The 15,496-nt window shown below is 69.0% G+C and carries 11 protein-coding genes and 1 pseudogene; 6 read left to right on the top strand and 6 right to left on the bottom strand.

Annotated elements, in window-relative coordinates; genetic code table 11:
• Positions 1 to 70: 70 nt before the first annotated feature.
• Positions 71 to 1,708 carry a M14 family zinc carboxypeptidase gene (locus tag AB5T46_RS02420; protein ID WP_370562219.1) on the bottom strand — a complete coding sequence of 546 codons (1,638 nt, stop codon included), beginning with the start codon at positions 1,706 to 1,708 and terminating at the stop codon, positions 71 to 73.
• 123 nt (positions 1,709 to 1,831) lie between these two features.
• On the opposite strand from AB5T46_RS02420, the gene prpB reads away from it, so the two are divergent.
• The 3 genes from prpB (at position 1,832) to prpC (ending at position 4,402) form a co-directional block, all read left to right on the top strand.
• Positions 1,832 to 2,716 carry a methylisocitrate lyase gene (gene prpB, locus AB5T46_RS02425; RefSeq protein ID WP_370562220.1) on the top strand — a complete coding sequence of 295 codons (885 nt, stop codon included), beginning with the start codon at positions 1,832 to 1,834 and terminating at the stop codon, positions 2,714 to 2,716.
• Positions 2,716 to 3,171: a GNAT family N-acetyltransferase gene (locus AB5T46_RS02430; protein ID WP_370562221.1), complete on the top strand. Its 456-nt coding sequence runs from the start codon at positions 2,716 to 2,718 to the stop codon at positions 3,169 to 3,171. Before prpB ends, AB5T46_RS02430 begins: the two co-directional genes overlap by 1 nt.
• A 70-nt stretch (positions 3,172 to 3,241) precedes the next feature.
• Positions 3,242 to 4,402, top strand: a complete 1,161-nt coding sequence (gene prpC, locus AB5T46_RS02435) for a bifunctional 2-methylcitrate synthase/citrate synthase (protein ID WP_370562222.1) — start codon at positions 3,242 to 3,244, stop codon at positions 4,400 to 4,402.
• Positions 4,403 to 4,848: 446 nt separating this feature from the next.
• Here the strand turns inward: prpC and AB5T46_RS02440 are convergent, their stop codons facing one another.
• The 5 genes from AB5T46_RS02440 to AB5T46_RS02460 form a co-directional block, all read right to left on the bottom strand.
• Positions 4,849 to 5,307 (bottom strand): cell wall hydrolase, encoded by a 459-nt coding sequence (locus AB5T46_RS02440; protein ID WP_370562224.1) that lies wholly within the window; start codon positions 5,305 to 5,307, stop codon positions 4,849 to 4,851.
• Positions 5,308 to 5,642: 335 nt separating this feature from the next.
• On the bottom strand, positions 5,643 to 7,697 hold the full coding sequence (locus AB5T46_RS02445) for an oxidoreductase (RefSeq protein ID WP_370562225.1): 2,055 nt from the start codon (positions 7,695 to 7,697) through the stop codon (positions 5,643 to 5,645).
• 393 nt (positions 7,698 to 8,090) lie between these two features.
• Complete coding sequence (locus tag AB5T46_RS02450) at positions 8,091 to 9,107, bottom strand: zinc-binding alcohol dehydrogenase family protein (RefSeq protein WP_370562226.1); 1,017 nt, start codon at positions 9,105 to 9,107, stop codon at positions 8,091 to 8,093.
• Positions 9,108 to 9,131: 24 nt separating this feature from the next.
• Positions 9,132 to 10,163: an aldo/keto reductase gene (locus tag AB5T46_RS02455; RefSeq protein WP_370562227.1), complete on the bottom strand. Its 1,032-nt coding sequence runs from the start codon at positions 10,161 to 10,163 to the stop codon at positions 9,132 to 9,134.
• A gap of 34 nt (positions 10,164 to 10,197) precedes the next feature.
• Positions 10,198 to 11,427, bottom strand: a complete 1,230-nt coding sequence (locus tag AB5T46_RS02460; protein WP_370562228.1) for an MFS transporter — start codon at positions 11,425 to 11,427, stop codon at positions 10,198 to 10,200.
• 102 nt (positions 11,428 to 11,529) lie between these two features.
• On the opposite strand from AB5T46_RS02460, the pseudogene AB5T46_RS02465 reads away from it, so the two are divergent.
• The 3 genes and pseudogenes from AB5T46_RS02465 to AB5T46_RS02475 all read left to right on the top strand — a co-directional run bounded on the left by AB5T46_RS02465 (position 11,530) and on the right by AB5T46_RS02475 (position 15,323).
• Positions 11,530 to 12,448, top strand: a pseudogene (locus tag AB5T46_RS02465) (LysR family transcriptional regulator).
• Between the two features lie 109 nt (positions 12,449 to 12,557).
• Positions 12,558 to 13,997: a bifunctional 2-methylcitrate dehydratase/aconitate hydratase gene (locus AB5T46_RS02470; protein ID WP_370562229.1), complete on the top strand. Its 1,440-nt coding sequence runs from the start codon at positions 12,558 to 12,560 to the stop codon at positions 13,995 to 13,997.
• A gap of 180 nt (positions 13,998 to 14,177) precedes the next feature.
• The gene (locus tag AB5T46_RS02475; RefSeq protein ID WP_370562230.1) at positions 14,178 to 15,323 is read left to right on the top strand and encodes an OmpA family protein; all 1,146 of its coding nucleotides are present in this window, start codon (positions 14,178 to 14,180) and stop codon (positions 15,321 to 15,323) included.
• Positions 15,324 to 15,496: the final 173 nt, after the last annotated feature.

Raw genomic sequence — 15,496 nt, forward strand, 5'->3', positions numbered from 1 at the left:
GGCATGCACATCGTTCTGGACGTCCTGCCGGCAGGAGGCGCGATCTCCGGTGCCGGCCGCTGCGCCGGTGTCAGTCGGGACGTGGCCGTTGCGGGTCGACGTCGCCGGCCAGCGTCCAGACGATGTCGCTGCCGGCCGCGTCGCGGCTGAGGTGGAAATATGCGGGTCCGCCGACCGCGATGCCGGCCGGCGTGCGGGACTCCGCGCCGGGCGCCGGTGCCGCCTCGATCGGCACGATGAACAGGTCGGAGGCATCCAGCGCGTGCCGCGCCTTCGTCGATTCGAGGTCGCCGATGTCGGCGATGGTTCCGCCGCGTTCGGCCAGGGGATGCTCGAAGTTGACCAGCACGTCGGCCCGGACCGGTGGAAGCCCGGGCGCGGCGATGCTGCCTCCCCGGATCAGGAGGTCGGGGAAAACTCGGCCGTTTTCCGGAAGTCCAGAGTAGAGCGCGTGCGGCGTGCCGGCATGGCTGCCGTCCGCGATCACGTCCAGTGCAGCCGCGAGCGCGAGGAAGTTCAGCCGGCGCAGTGCCTGTTTCTCCGGATCGCCCTCGATGCCGCCCGACTCGATCAGGATGGTGCTGGTGCCCCACTGCGTCATCAGGTCCCCGAACGCGCGCGGGTTGAAGGTGTCGTCCCAACGGGCGATGCGCCCGGAAACGTGGGGTTCCAGAGCGATCCGGATGACGGCAGCGACCTCGATTGCGCGTGCGCGTACTTCGTTCACGCCGCGGTCTGCGTCGAACGGCGGCGCGAGCAGGGCGATCGCGGTGCCGAGATCCGAGTCGCCGGCGCGGTAGCCCGGGTCCTGGTCGTGCAGGTTGAATCCGTACGCGGGTTCCAGCCGGTCCCGCAATGCCTTCAGCGCGCGGGCCTCCGGCGTGGCGAGCGCCCTGGCGTCGCGGTTCACGTCGATCCCCTGGGCATTGCGCCGCTGGAAGCGGGCCGCACCGTCCGGATTCATGACCGGGAGGAAATGCAGCGACGTCCGTTCGCGCAGGCGCGCGACCACCGGGTGATCGGGATGTTCGCCGAGAAAGCGGAACAGGTCCGCCAGCGCCATCGACGCGGTGCTCTCGTCCCCATGCATCTGCGACCACAGCAGGACCCGGGTCGGCCCGTTCCCCCAGTGGACGTGGCGGAGCGGACGCCCTTCGACGCTGCTGCCGACCTCTTCCACGGCGAAGCCGCGATCCTCGGCCAGCAGCGGCGTGGCCGCTTCCCACCACTGTTCCGGGGAAAACGTGCGCGTTTCTAGTCCCGGCGCCCGCAGTTGTCCGTCGTAGCGCCGGTCGAGGTCATCCAGCCACGCGGGTGGGGCCGGCACCGGCATGGCGGCGGACGTCTGCTCGCCGATATCGCTGGATGGGACGCCGTGGGTACAGGCGGTCGTGGCCATGGTCGTCAGCGACAGAAGGAGTGGGAGCATCGGAAGCGAAAAGCGCATCGCGGACACCAGGAATGTGGAGGGACTGCCGGGTGGCCGCAGCGTCGGTGTCGGACACGTGAATGTCAATCGACGGCGGCCGCGGTACGCGCGTGCGCATGCCGGTGCCGGTTGCAGCCGCCTCTCCGTCCGATTCCCGACATGGCCCGCACGCGGGCGGACCCGGCTGCAGGCGCTGGCGCAGGGCGCAATCCCGGGCGGCCTGTCGACGCCTGACGATCGCGGTTCGCCAGAGAGGATGTCAGGCGGCCGTTGCAACACGGCACCGACCGGGAGGCTGAGCGCCCGGAGGGAGGCGACGACGATGTGGGCAGGGCGGCGGTGCGCACGCCGCCTGCGTTAAAATGTCCCGCTACGCACCTGCGCAGCGTCATGGAGGCCCGAATGACCATCCCATCGCCCGGCACGGCGTTCCGCGCCGCACTCGCGGCGGAGTCGCCGCTGCAGGTCATCGGCGCGATCAACGCCAACCATGCGCTGCTGGCCAAGCGCGCCGGCTACCGCGCGATCTACCTGTCCGGGGGCGGCGTCGCCGCGGGCTCGCTGGGCATGCCGGACCTGGGTATCAACACGCTCGAGGACGTGCTGGTCGACGTGCGCCGCATCACCGACGTCTGCGATCTGCCGTTGCTGGTCGACATCGACACCGGCTTCGGCCCGAGCGCGTTCAACATCGCGCGCACGGTGAAGTCGCTGGTCAAGGCAGGCGCCGCCGCCTGCCATATCGAGGACCAGGTCGGCACCAAGCGCTGCGGGCACCGCCCCGGCAAGGAGATCGTCAGCGCCGGCGAGATGGCCGACCGCGTCAAGGCGGCGGCGGACGCGAAGACCGATCCGGACTTCTTCCTGATCGCGCGCACGGACGCCATCGCGGTCGACGGCGTGGACGCGGCGATCGAGCGTGCCATCGCCTGCGTAGAGGCCGGCGCCGACGGCATCTTTGCCGAGGCGGCGTACGACCTCGATACCTACCGGCGCTTCGTCGATGCGGTGAAAGTGCCGGTGCTGGCCAACATCACCGAGTTCGGCGCGACGCCGCTGTTCAGCCGCGACGAGCTGGCGTCGGTCGGCGTGGCGATCCAGTTGTTTCCGCTGTCCGCATTCCGCGCCATGAACCGCGCCGCGGAGAACGTCTACACCACGATCCGCCGCGACGGTCATCAGAAGAACGTCGTCGACGCCATGCAGACCCGCGACGAACTGTACGAGCGGATCGGCTATCACGCCTACGAACAACGCCTCGACGCGCTGTTCGCAGCCAAGCGCTGATGGACGTCCGTTTCCGCGATGCGGTCCGCGGCGATCTGCCGGCGATCGTCGCCATGCTGGCGGACGATCCGCTGGGGGCCGCGCGCGAATCGTCGCAGGATCCGCTCGCATCGCACTACGTTCGGGCCTTCGAAGCGATCGAGCGCGATCCCAACCAGCGCCTGGTCGTCGGCGAGGACGCGCAGGGCGCGAACGCCGTCTGCCAGATCACCCTGGTGCCCGGACTGAGCCGCAACGGCGCGACCCGCGCGCTGCTCGAGAGCATCCGCGTGGCCGGCCGCTGCCGCGGGCAGGGCGTGGGCGAGCGGCTGCTGCGCCATGCCATGGACGTCGCCCGCGCGTCCGGGGCCGGCATCGCGCAGCTGACTTCCGACCGTTCGCGCGGCGATGCGCACCGCTTCTACCAAAGGCTCGGATTCGAGCCCAGCCACGTCGGCTTCAAGATGCAGCTGTAGCGTTAGCGCAGCCACCGGATTCCGAAAGCGCCGCGGCAAGATCCTCGGTGCAATGCCAAGGAGACAGTAGATGAGCGATACCCCCGCCAGCCCCGCCGGGTTCAAGCCGAAGAAGTCGGTCGCCCTGAGCGGCACCGCCGCCGGCAACACCGCGCTGTGCACGGTCGGCCGCAGCGGCAACGACCTGCACTACCGCGGCTACGACATCCTCGACCTGGCGACCAGCAGCGAATTCGAGGAAATCGCCTACCTGCTGGTGCACGGCAAGTTGCCGACGATGGCCGAACTGGAAACCTACAAGACCCGGCTGCAATCCCTGCGGGGCCTGCCGGCGGCGTTGAAGTCGGCGCTCGAGCAGCTGCCGGCATCGGCGCACCCGATGGACGTGATGCGTACCGGCGTGTCGGTGCTGGGCTGCACGGTGCCGGAGAAGGACGAGCACGGCCATCCCGGCGCGCGCGACATCGCCGACCGGCTGATGGCGTCGCTCGGCTCGATGCTGCTTTACTGGTATCACTTCAGCCACAACGGCCGCCGGATCGAGGTGGAGACCGACGACGACAGCATCGGCGGGCACTTCCTGCACCTGCTGCACGGCGAGAAGCCGCGCACCTCCTGGGTGCGGGCGATGCACACCAGCCTGATCCTGTACGCCGAGCACGAGTTCAACGCCAGCACCTTCGCCGCGCGCGTGATCGCCGGCACCGGCAGCGACATGCATTCGTGCATCGCCGGCGCGATCGGGGCGCTGCGCGGGCCCAAGCACGGCGGCGCCAACGAGGTGGCGTTCGAGGTGCAGAAGCGCTACGAGACGCCGGACGAGGCCGAGGCCGACATCCGGGCGCGGGTCGAGCGCAGGGAGGTCATCATCGGCTTCGGGCATCCGGTCTACACCGTCGGCGATCCGCGCAACCAGGTGATCAAGCAGGTGGCCAAGGACCTGTCCGCGGAGCAGGGCAGCATGAAGATGTACGACATCGCCGAGCGGCTGGAGGCGACGATGTGGGACGCCAAGAAGATGTTCCCGAACCTCGACTGGTTCAGCGCGGTCAGCTATCACATGATGGGCGTGCCGACGGCGATGTTCACGCCGCTGTTCGTGATCGCCCGCACCAGCGGCTGGGCCGCGCACGTGATCGAGCAGCGCATCGACGGCAAGATCATCCGCCCGAGCGCCAATTACACCGGTCCGGAGAACCGCGAGTTCGTGCCCATCGACCGTCGTTCTTAATCGAGTGGGAATAGCTGTCGCCGACGTTGGAGCTACGGGCTCCGGGCTCCGGGCTGACGCCGCGCCCTGGCGGCCGGGAAGTCGCTTTTCCCTCGGTCAGGGCATCCTGCCCTGACTCGGGCGCGCGCCATCCATGGCGCGCTTGCCGCGACTCCCCGGCCGCCAGGTCACGGCTGACAGGTACGGAGACATGATCACTCCGGTGCACTCACACCGGGGATCCGGTGCAAAAAAAGTCTGCTGCCGAGGTCCGTACATCCCAAAGCCCGATTGAAACCACTGCCGGTGCTGCACGACCCGGCGATTCCACCCGAACCACGGTCATTTCACTGGACACTGCTTCACCAGTCTGGAAAACCTGAAATACACCAGCTCCTTAATCGGGCGAAGAGCCAAAAAGAAGACCGCGCATTGCGCGGCCTTCTTCCATCACCGACTGGAGTCCGTTACGACTCGCGCGGCTTCAACCGCTGCACCCGGAGGAAGGTGTGATCGCCGATCGTCGCCACCTGGTAGGCGTTGCGCCAGCTCGGGCTGGCGATGTTGTGCGCGAGGAAGTGGCTGGCGCCGGGCACGATCTCCTTGCGCTCGCCGGCCGGCAGCGCCCAGTTGCGCTCGGACTCGATCGCGATGGTGACCGCACGCGACCACGCGTCGGCATTGCGCAGCCGCGTGCGCGGGGAGACGATGCCCGGCGCGAACTGCTTGCGCGCCGTGACCACCTCGCACATCGAGTCGCCCCACAGGCCGCTGTCCTGGCGGCGCAGCGCCACCTCGGCCACGGCCTGCTGGCCGCGCGTCGACTGGTCACGCGCTTCCAGGTACAGGGTGGTGCTCAGGCACAGCGAATCGGCCGCGGGCTGCGGCAGGATCGAGGCCAGCCAGAGGATCCAGTCCAGCTTCATCGGGTTCGGACTCCTTGCTCCGTTGCGCCGTTCCTCCCGCACCGCTTCGGCAGCGGTGTGGCACGGATCCGGCATGGCGAATGGGTGCATCCGCGTTGGGATGCTCGCGATGGCTCGCGACAAGAAGGGCAGCGGCTCTATGGCGCTTTGGCCCCGGCGGCCGAGGCGGGAAGATCCGCCCTGGCCAGGCCCGCCGTATTCGGTCCGGCGGGGAGGTGCGCGCACGGTAGCCGGCGCTTTCCGAACCGTCCCTGAATAGGGTGGCCTCAACTGGCTTGACGAAATTCCGATCCGTATCAGGCACTTGCTGCGGCGCAGCACGCCCGGCGCCCCGGCTAGAGCGCGGCGGCGACCCGGCTCCCCTGGGCGATGGCACGCTTGGCGTCGAGTTCGGCGGCGACATCGGCACCGCCGATGACGTGCACCTCGACGCCCGCCGCGTGCAGCGGTTCGAGCAGTTCACGCTGCGGCTCCTGGCCCGCGCAGACCACCACGTGGTCGACTGCGAGCAGCTGGTCGGCGCCGTCGACGCGGATGTGGAAGCCGTCGTCGTCCACGCGCAGGTATTCGATCCCGCCCAGCGCCTTCACCCCTTTGGCCTTCAGCGTGCTGCGGTGGACCCAGCCGGTGGTCTTGCCCAACCGCGCACCCGGGCGGCCGGCACTGCGCTGCAGCAGCCAGACCTGCCTGGGCGCCGGCTCCGGCCGCGGCGGCGCCAGGCCGCCGGCGCCGGCGAACGCCGGGTCGACGCCCCATTCGCGCATCCACAGCTGCGGATCCAGCGCCGGCGAGGGGCCGGCGTGGACCAGGTACTCGGCGACATCGAAGCCGATCCCGCCGGCGCCGACGATGGCCACCCGCCGGCCGCAGACCACGCGTCCCTGCAGCACGTCGAGGTAACCGACCACCTTCGGATGGTCGCAGCCTTCGAAATCGACCGCGCGCGGCACCACGCCGGTGGCGAGGACCACGCTGTCGAATTCGCGCAATGCCTGCGCATCGACCCTGGCGGACAGCCGCAGCCGCACGCCGGTTTCCTCGAGCCGGTGGCGGAAATACCGCAGCGTCTCGTGGAATTCCTCCTTGCCGGGGATTCGCTTGGCCAGGTTGAACTGGCCGCCGATCTCGTCGGCGGCGTCGAACAGCGTGACCCGATGCCCGCGCTGCGCGGCCACGGTGGCGGCGGCGAGGCCGGCCGGACCCGCGCCGGCCACGGCGATGGTTCGCGGTGTCTTCGCCGGCAGGTAGTTCAGTTCGGTCTCGGCGCAGGCGCGCGGGTTGACCAGGCAGCTGGCTGTCTTGTTCTGGAACACATGGTCGAGGCAGGCCTGGTTGCAGGCGATGCAGGTGTTGATCGCCTGTGCCCGGCCGTCTCGCGCCTTGCGCACCCAGTCGGGGTCGGCCAGCAGCGGACGTGCCATCGACACCATGTCGGCGCCGCCGCCGGCGAGGATTGCTTCGGCCACGTCGGGCATGTTGATGCGGTTGGTCGCGACCAGCGGCAGCCGCATGTGCGGGCGCAGCTTGGCGGTGACGCCGGCGAAGGCCGCGCGCGGCACCGAGGTGGAGATGGTGGGCACGCGGGCCTCGTGCCAGCCGATGCCGGTGTTGAGCAGCGTCGCGCCGGCGGCCTCGATCGCCCTGGCCTGGAGAACGATGTCGTTCCAGTCGGAACCGTCCGGCACCAGTTCGAGCATCGACAGGCGGTAGACGATGATGAAATCGTCGCCGCAGGCCTCGCGGACGCGCGCCACGATCTCGGTGGCGAAGCGCATGCGGTGCTCGAGGCTGCCGCCCCAGCGGTCGTCGCGGCGGTTGGTGCGCGCGCTGGCGAACTGGTTGATCAGGTAGCCCTCCGAGCCCATGACCTCGACGCCGTCGTAGCCGCCCTCGCGCGCCAGCCGCGCAGCCTGCACATAGGCGCGGACGGTGCGCTCGACGCCGGCGGCGCTCAGCGCGCGCGGGGTGAAGGGGTTGATCGGCGCCTTGATCCGCGACGGCGCCACCGAGAGCGGGTGGTAGGCGTAGCGCCCGGCGTGCAGCAGCTGCAGGCAGATCTTGGCGCCGTGCGCGTGCACCGCGTCGGTGACCTGGCGGTGCTTGCGCGCCTCCCATGGCCAGCTCAGTTTGCCGGCAAACGGCTTCAGCCAGCCGGCGATGTTGGGCGAGAAGCCTCCGGTGACGATCAGGCCGACGCCGCCGGCGGCCCGCTCGGCGAAATACGCCGCCAGCTTCGGGAAGTCGCGCGCCCGGTCTTCCAGCCCGGTGTGCATCGAGCCCATCAGCACGCGATTGCGCAATGTGGTGAAGCCCAGATCGAGCGGCGCCAGCAGGTGCGGATACTGCGGCGATTGTTCGACGGCGAGAGAGGCGGAGGCGGCGACCGGCATGCGAAATACGCTGGCGTACGGAGCGCGCACGATGCCATGACCGCCGCGGTTTCGCCACGGCGGCGGTACCAGGCAGCCGCCGACGGCGTCCGGAACCCTCCACTGCCACCCTGCGACCGTAGAGCCGAGCTTGCTCGGCTGCTCTTTTCTTCTTCCGACTGCGTAGGGTCCGCACATCTTGCCGGCGTGCCACGAGCACCGTCGTGATGGGCCTTGGGGTCCGGAGTTCCGGCCGCCGTCAGGGCGCGGTGTCCATCCGAGGCCGACATGCCCGCTCCTCCGAAATCTGGAGAAATAATCACGGGTTCCGGAGGACGTGCGGGAGCAGCGGAGCAAGCTCCGCTCTACGAGGGGGGAAACGCAGCCTGTGTGGACTGCGATGGCGTTGCCCTGCTACCAGCCCGCCAGCACCAGCTTGCCGATCGTGCTTCCGGACTCGAGCCGACGATGCGCCTCGCGCAAAGTGGCCGCGTCGATCCTGCCGAGCGTCTCGCTGCGGGTGCCGCGCAACGTGCCGGCATCGACCAACTCGCCGACACGATCGAGGATCCGGCCCTGCTCGACCATGTCGGACGTGCGGAAGCGCGCGCGCGCGAACATCATCTCCCAGTGGATGCCGATGCACTTGGCCTTGTAGGGATCGCCGATCTTCAGGGCGCTTTCCGGTTCGACGATCAGGCCGACGTGTCCCTGCGGGGCCAACAGTTCGCCCAGCGGCTCCCAGTAGCGGCCGGTGTCGGCGAGGTTGATCGCGGCATCGACGTGGTCGAAGCCGAGCTTGCCGACCTGCTCCGCCAGCGGCTGGCGATGGTCGATCACGTGATGCGCGCCCATCCGGCGGCACCAGTCGCTCGTCTCCTTGCGCGACGCGGTGGCGATGACGGTGAAGCCGGCCAGCCGCGCCAACTGGATCGCGATCGAGCCGACGCCGCCGGCGCCGGCGATCACCAGCAGCGCCTTGCCATCGCCGCCGCCGTCGAACGCGTAGGGCATGCGCTCGAACAGCAACTCCCAGGCTGTGAGCGTGGTCAGCGGCAGTGCCGCGGCATCAGCGAAATCCAGCGATCCCGGCTTGCCGCCGACCAGACGCTCGTCGACCAGCTGGAACTCGGCGTTGCTGCCGGGGCGAGTGATGTCGCCGGCGTAGTAGACGGCGTCGCCGGCCTTGAAGCGCGTGACCTGGTCGCCGACCGCCTCGACCACGCCGGCGGCGTCGTACCCCAGTACCTTCGGCGCATCCTCCACCTGCGGCTTCGGTGCCCGCACCTTGGTGTCGACCGGATTGACCGACACCGCCTCCACCCGGACCAGCAGGTCGTGTTCGGCCGCCTCCGGCCTGGGCAGCTCGATGTCGACCAGCGATTGCGGGTCGTCGATGGGCAGGTAGCGGGTGAGGGCGACGGCTTTCATGGCGGGACTCCGTGAGGGGAAGGATCAGACCGGCGCCGGGCTGCGTTCGGCGAACTGCCCGTTCCAGTAAGGGTAGTAGGGATAGGGTGGCGTCACCGTGCTGGCGGCATCGAGCCGCGCGACCTGTTCCGGCGTCAGCTCCCATCCGACCGCGCCGAGGTTCTGCCGCAGCTGCGCCTCGTTGCGGGCGCCGACCAGCACCGTCGCCACGGTCGGGCGCCGCAGCAGCCAGTTCAGCGCCACCTGCGGTACCGTCCTGCCGCATTCCTCTGCAACGGCATCGAGCGCATCGACCACGCGGTACAGGCGCTCCTCGTCGACCGGGGGCGCGAAGCCGGCAGTGTCGTGCAGGCGGCTGCCTTCCGGCAGCGGCTGGCCGCGACGGATCCTGCCGGTCAGGCGACCCCAGCCGAGCGGGCTCCAGACCACGGCGCCGAGCCCCTGGTCGATGCCGAGAGGCATCAGCTCCCATTCGTAGTCGCGGCCGATCAGCGAGTAGTAGGCCTGGTTGGCCACGTAGCGGCTGGTGCCGAGGCGATCGGCCGCGGCCAGCGACTTCATCAGCTGCCAGCCGGAGAAGTTGGAGGCGCCGAGATAGCGGATCTTGCCGGCGCGCACCAGGCCGTCGAGCGTCGACAGGGTTTCCTCGACCGGGGTGCGGGCGTCGAACGCATGCAGCTGCAGCAGGTCGATGTAGTCGGTGCCGAGCCGGCGCAGGGCGTCCTCCACCGCGCGCACCAGATGGAAGCGCGAGGCGCCGACCGCGTTCGGGTCGTCGCCGACGCGCAGGCCGGTCTTGGTCGACAGCAGCACCCGGTTGCGGCGGCCCTTGATCGCGGCGCCGAGGATCGATTCGGAGGCGCCGTCCGAGTACACATCGGCGGTGTCGAAGAAGTTGACGCCGGCGTCGAGGCAGATGTCGATCAGGCGGGTGGCCCCGGCCGCATCGGTATTGCCCCATGCCGAGAACAGCGGCCCCTTGCCGCCGAACGTGCCGACGCCGAAGCCGAGCGCCGGCACCTTGAGGCCAGAGGCGCCGAGAAAGCGATATTCCATGATGAAACTCCGGTTGCGGATTTTGAGAAGGGATTCAGCCTGCGCCTTCGGCGCAAGGTGCACTCCGTGGCGTCGCGGCGGCGTGGCGGCGGTCCAGCTGCAGCGCCCACAGCGCGACCAGGAACGCGGCAAGCGGCACCAGCGCCGCCACCCAGGTCAGCGACTCCAGCCCCAGGCCGCGGTCGATCGCCTGGCCGCCCAGCCATGCGCCCAGGGCGTTGCCGAGATTGAAGGCGCCGATGTTGAAGCTCGAGGCCAGGCTCTGCCCGGCCCCTTCGGCCCGGGACAGCACCCACATCTGCAGCGGCGGCACGGTGGCGAAGGCGGCGGCGCCGAGCAGCCCGACGAACACCACGGTCAGCCATTCGTCTTGCAGCGCGAAGGTCATCAGTCCCAGCACCGCCGCCAGCAGCAGCAGGGTGCCCAGCACGGCCGGTACCAGCCGGCGATCGGCGAGCCTGCCGCCGATCAGGTTGCCGGCGACCAGCCCGCCGCCGAACACCAGCAGGATCGGCGAAACCGCGGCCTCACTGAAGCCGGTGACCCGGGTCAGGATCGGCGCGATGTAGGTGAACACCACGAACATGCCGCCGAAGCCGAGCACCGTGGTCAGCAGCCCCAGCAGCACCGGCCCGCGCGCCAGCGCGCGCAGGTCGGCGCGCCAGTCGCCGGGCCCGGGCGGCGCGGCGGTGCGCGGCAGGTAGCGGGCGAGCACCGCCAGCGCGATCACCCCGATGGCGGTCACCGCGAAGAAGGTGGCGCGCCAGCCCAGCGCCTGCCCCAGCCAGGTGCCGAGCGGGACGCCGAGGACGGTGGCGACGGTCAGGCCGGTGAACATGATCGCGATCGCCGAGGCGCGGCGCCCGGGCGGCACCAGGCCGGTGGCGACCACCGAGCCGACCCCGAAGAAGGTGCCATGGGCGAACGCGGTCAGCACCCGTGCCGCCATCAGCAGGCCGTACGAAGGCGCGAGCGCACAGGCGAGATTGCCGAGGGTGAAGATCGCCATCAGCGCCAGCAGCGTGGTCCGTTGCGGCCAGCGACCGGTCAGCACCGTCATTAGCGGTGCGCCGACCACCACGCCCAGCGCATAGCCGGAGATCAGCAGGCCCGCGGCGGAAAGCGACACGCCGAGATCGGCGCCGACTTCCAGCAGCAGGCCCATGATCACGAATTCGGTGACGCCGATGCCGAAGGCGCCGGCGGTGAGCGCGTAGAGCGCCGGCGGCGTGCGCGGTCGCGTGGCGGTTTGGAGGACGGACATCGAGGACCCGCGAGCGTGATGGGGAACGCGCAGCCTAGGTGGTCGCAAATTCTTCGAAAACCGGAGATATGATGAATCACTTTCAATGAATGATTGAAAATTATGGATCGCATCGACGACATCGCCCTGTTCCTGCGCGTGCTCGACCTCGGATCGATCAGCGCCGCGGCACGCAGCCTGGACCTGTCGCCGGCGCTGGCCAGCCAACGCCTGCAGCGGCTGGAACGGGCGCTCGGCGTACGCCTGCTGCACCGGAGCACCCGACGCCTGCACGCGACCCCGGAGGGCGCGGTGCTGGCCGAGCAGGGCCGGGTGCTGGTCGAGGACCTGGAAACCCTGACCGGCGGGCTGCGCCAGGCCGGCACCGAGGTCGCCGGCAACCTGCGGGTCACGACCTCGGCCTCGTTCGGGCGCCAGTACATCTCGCCGCTGCTGCCGGAGTTCCTGGAGCGGCATCCGGCGATCAGGCTCAGCATCGACCTCGACGACCGCCAGCAGGACCTGGTGAGCGCCGGCTACGACGTGGCCATCCGTATCGGCACGCTCGACGATTCCAGCCTGGTCGCCCGTCGCCTGGCGACCAACCGGCGCGTGCTGTGCGCCTCGCCCCGGCTACCTGCGCCGGCGCGGCGTGCCCGGGACTCCGGAGGACCTGATGCGGCACGACTGCGTTCTGCTGGTCGGCAGCCGCGGGCGGCAGGATCTCTGGCATCTGGACGATGGACGCGGCGGCAGGACCGCGGTCCGGGTGCGCGGCCGCTTCGAGAGCAACTACGGCGAGGTGCTGCGCGACGCGGTGGTCGCCGGCTTCGGCATCGCCATGCATTCGGTCTGGCACGTCTGCGACGACCTGCGCGCCGGCCGGCTGCAGGTCGTGTTGCCGGACCACCCGATCGCCGACACCGGCATCCATGCGCTCATGCCGCAGCGGCGGCTGGTGCCGTTGCGGGTGCGGGCGTTCGTGGACTTCCTGGCGGAAAGGTTCGGCGAGAACCCGCCCTGGGAAGCGAGGAACGAGTGAGGAGGAACGAGAAACGAGAGGGATGACCTGCTCCACTCGTTTCTCGTTCCTAGTTTCTCGTTTCTCGGCGATGCAGAATAGCCGGCTCATTTCACCGCGAGCACGCCCGATGAGCCACGCCGACATCCGTTCCGCCACCCGTCCCAGCCCCGACCAGCCGATGGTCGATATCGCGGACTACGTGATCGATACCCGGATCGAGTCGCAGGAGGCCTACGACACCGCGCGCTACATGCTGCTCGACTCGCTGGCCTGCGCGATGCTGGCGATGAAGTTTCCCGACTGCGTGAAGCACCTGGGCCCGCTGGTGCCGGGCGGCGAGATCGCCGGCGGCGCGCGCGTCCCCGGCACGAAATTCGAGCTCGACCCGGCCCAGGCCGCCTTCAACATCGGCACCCTGGTGCGCTGGCTCGATTTCAACGACACCTGGCTGGCGGCGGAGTGGGGCCACCCGTCCGACAACCTCGGCGCGATCCTGGCCGTCGCCGACTGGCTGGCGCGCAAAGAGGGCAAGGCGATCACCGTGCGCGACGTGCTCGGCTGGGCGATCAAGGCGCACGAGATCCAGGGCGTCTACGCGCTGCAGAACTCGTTCAACCGGGTCGGCCTCGACCACGTGATCCTGGTGCGGCTGGCCTCGACCGCCGTGAGCACCGCCATGCTGGGCGGCGGCAAGGAGGAGATCGTCAACGCGGTTTCGCATTCCTGGATCGACAACGGCGTACTGCGCACCTATCGCCACGCCCCCAACACCGGCCCGCGCAAGAGCTGGGCCGCCGGCGACGCCTGCCGCCGCGCCGTCACCCATGCCATCAACGCCGCGCACAAGCGGGTGGTCGGCTACCCGAGCGCCCTGTCGGCCAAGACCTGGGGCTTCTACGACATCGCCTTCCAGGGCCGGGAATTCCAGTTCGAGCGTCCGTTCGGCAGCTACGTGATGGAGAACGTGCTGTTCAAGATCAGCTATCCGGCCGAATTCCACGCCCAGACCGCGGTCGAGTGCGCGATGACCCTGCACGGGCAGGTCGGTGGCCGAATCGACCAGATCGAGAAGATCGTGATCGAGACCCAGGAGGCGGGAATGCGCATCATCGACAAGACCGGCCCGCTGGCCAACTACGCCGACCGCGACCACTGCATCCAGTACATGGTCGCGGTGCCGCTGATCTTCGGCCGCCTGGCCGCGGCCGACTATAGCGACGATATCGCCGCGGATCCGCGTATCGACGCCTTGCGGGACGTCATGGAGGTGCGCGAGAACCCCCGGTTCACCCGGGACTATTTCGACCCGGACAGGCGCTATATCGGCAATTCGGTGCAGGTGTTCTTCAAGGATGGTAGTTCGACCGACCTGGTGTCGATCGATTATCCGATCGGGCACCGCAAGCGCCGGGCCGAGGGCATTCCGGTGCTCATGGCCAAGTGCGCGGCGGCGCTGCGGGCGCACCTGCCGGCGGACCAGGTCGACCGCCTGCTGGCGCTGGCGGCGGATCCCGCCGCCCTCGACGCGCTGCCGGTCGCCGACTTCCTGGGCCTCTACCGTGGCTGAACGGAGCGATGTGGCTGAACGGAGGGGCGTTCATTTTGCTTGGCGGCGGCCAACTGTTATGCTAGCGTTAACAGCGTCTTCACACGGCTGACCCTAGGCTATTCTACGAAGGCGCGCGACCTGCCGCCTCGTTAAGAAAGGTGCAGTCACGCTTTCCCCCTTGATCAAGGAGCTGAACGAATGAAAAAGAAACTCCTCTGTGCCGCGCTGTTGGGAGGTCTGGGCCTGGCCCAGGCGGCCAACGCGCAGGAGTTCGACGACCGCTGGTACATCACCGGTGCGGTGGGCTTTAACTTCCAGGACGAAGATCGGCGTACCGACGACACGCCGATGGTTTCGCTCGGCCTGGGCAAGTTCATCAGCCCGGTCTGGTCGATCGATGGCGAACTCAACTATCAGAACCCCAACATCGACGGTGGAGTCCAGGGCGGCAACAGTGACCTGAACTGGAGCCAGTACGGCCTCTCCGTCGATTTCCGTCGTCACTTCATCTCCGAGGGTCGCGGTTGGAACCCCTACGCGCTGTTCGGCGTCGGCTACCAGCGCAGCGAGGAGGAGTTCGACGCCTTCCCGAATCCGGACTCCCCGGGGGAGAACGAGGACGGCAACTTCGCCGCCAAGGTCGGCGTCGGCCTGCAGACCACGTTCGACAAGCGCGTCGCCGTTCGTGCCGAGATTGCCTATCGCGCCGACTTCAACGACGACAGCTTCGCCGCCAACGGCGCGCAGGACTGGAGCGGTTACCCGCAGAACCAGGAAGAGAGCTGGTTCGGCGACGTGCTGGCCTCGGTCGGCGTGGTGATCCCGCTGGGTCCGGAACCGGTTGCTCCGGTTGCACCGGCACCGGCACCGGTCGACAACTGCGCCGATCGCGACAGCGACGGCGACGGCGTCAACGACTGCGACGACCGTTGCCCCGACACCCAGGCCGGCACCACCGTCGGTCCGGATGGTTGCGCGGTTCCGGTCACCATCGACCTGCGTGGCGTGAACTTCGACTTCGACAAGGCGACCCTGCGTCCGGATGCCGTGGCGATCCTGAACGAGGCCATCGAGATCCTGCGCCGCTACCCCGACCTGCGCGTCGAAATTGCGGGTCACACCGACTCGATCGGCAGCGACGAGTACAACCAGGGTCTGTCCGAGCGTCGCGCCCAGACCGTGTATGACTACATCACCAGCAACGGCATCGACGCCAGCCGCCTGGTGGGCCCGACCGGTTACGGCGAGAGCCGCCCGATCGCGCCGAACACCAACCCGGATGGTTCCGACAATCCGGAAGGTCGTGCACGTAACCGCCGTACCGAGATGAACGTCCAGAACTGATCGGACAATCATCGTCGCAACACACGAAGCCCGGCCCTGTGCCGGGCTTCGTTTTTTGTGCGTCCGCATCCGGCGAATGTGCGACGCGTCGAATGAATGCGTCCCTGTCAAAACAGCGGCTTGTGAGGGAAAGCTGAGGCGCATACACTCCTGCGCAACGACCGATCGGGAAT

It is taken from the genome of Luteimonas salinilitoris, from assembly GCF_041300785.1.
GTDB lineage: Bacteria > Pseudomonadota > Gammaproteobacteria > Xanthomonadales > Xanthomonadaceae > Luteimonas > Luteimonas salinilitoris.

Coding starts and splice junctions, on each gene's coding strand:
- AB5T46_RS02460 (WP_370562228.1), bottom strand. CDS start 11,427: ATGTCCGTCCTCCAAACCGCCACGCGACCGCGCACGCCGCCGGCGCTC.
- AB5T46_RS02430 (WP_370562221.1), top strand. CDS start 2,716: ATGGACGTCCGTTTCCGCGATGCGGTCCGCGGCGATCTGCCGGCGATC.
- AB5T46_RS02450 (WP_370562226.1), bottom strand. CDS start 9,107: ATGAAAGCCGTCGCCCTCACCCGCTACCTGCCCATCGACGACCCGCAA.
- AB5T46_RS02455 (WP_370562227.1), bottom strand. CDS start 10,163: ATGGAATATCGCTTTCTCGGCGCCTCTGGCCTCAAGGTGCCGGCGCTC.
- AB5T46_RS02440 (WP_370562224.1), bottom strand. CDS start 5,307: ATGAAGCTGGACTGGATCCTCTGGCTGGCCTCGATCCTGCCGCAGCCC.
- prpC (WP_370562222.1), top strand. CDS start 3,242: ATGAGCGATACCCCCGCCAGCCCCGCCGGGTTCAAGCCGAAGAAGTCG.
- prpB (WP_370562220.1), top strand. CDS start 1,832: ATGACCATCCCATCGCCCGGCACGGCGTTCCGCGCCGCACTCGCGGCG.
- AB5T46_RS02475 (WP_370562230.1), top strand. CDS start 14,178: ATGAAAAAGAAACTCCTCTGTGCCGCGCTGTTGGGAGGTCTGGGCCTG.
- AB5T46_RS02445 (WP_370562225.1), bottom strand. CDS start 7,697: ATGCCGGTCGCCGCCTCCGCCTCTCTCGCCGTCGAACAATCGCCGCAG.
- AB5T46_RS02470 (WP_370562229.1), top strand. CDS start 12,558: ATGAGCCACGCCGACATCCGTTCCGCCACCCGTCCCAGCCCCGACCAG.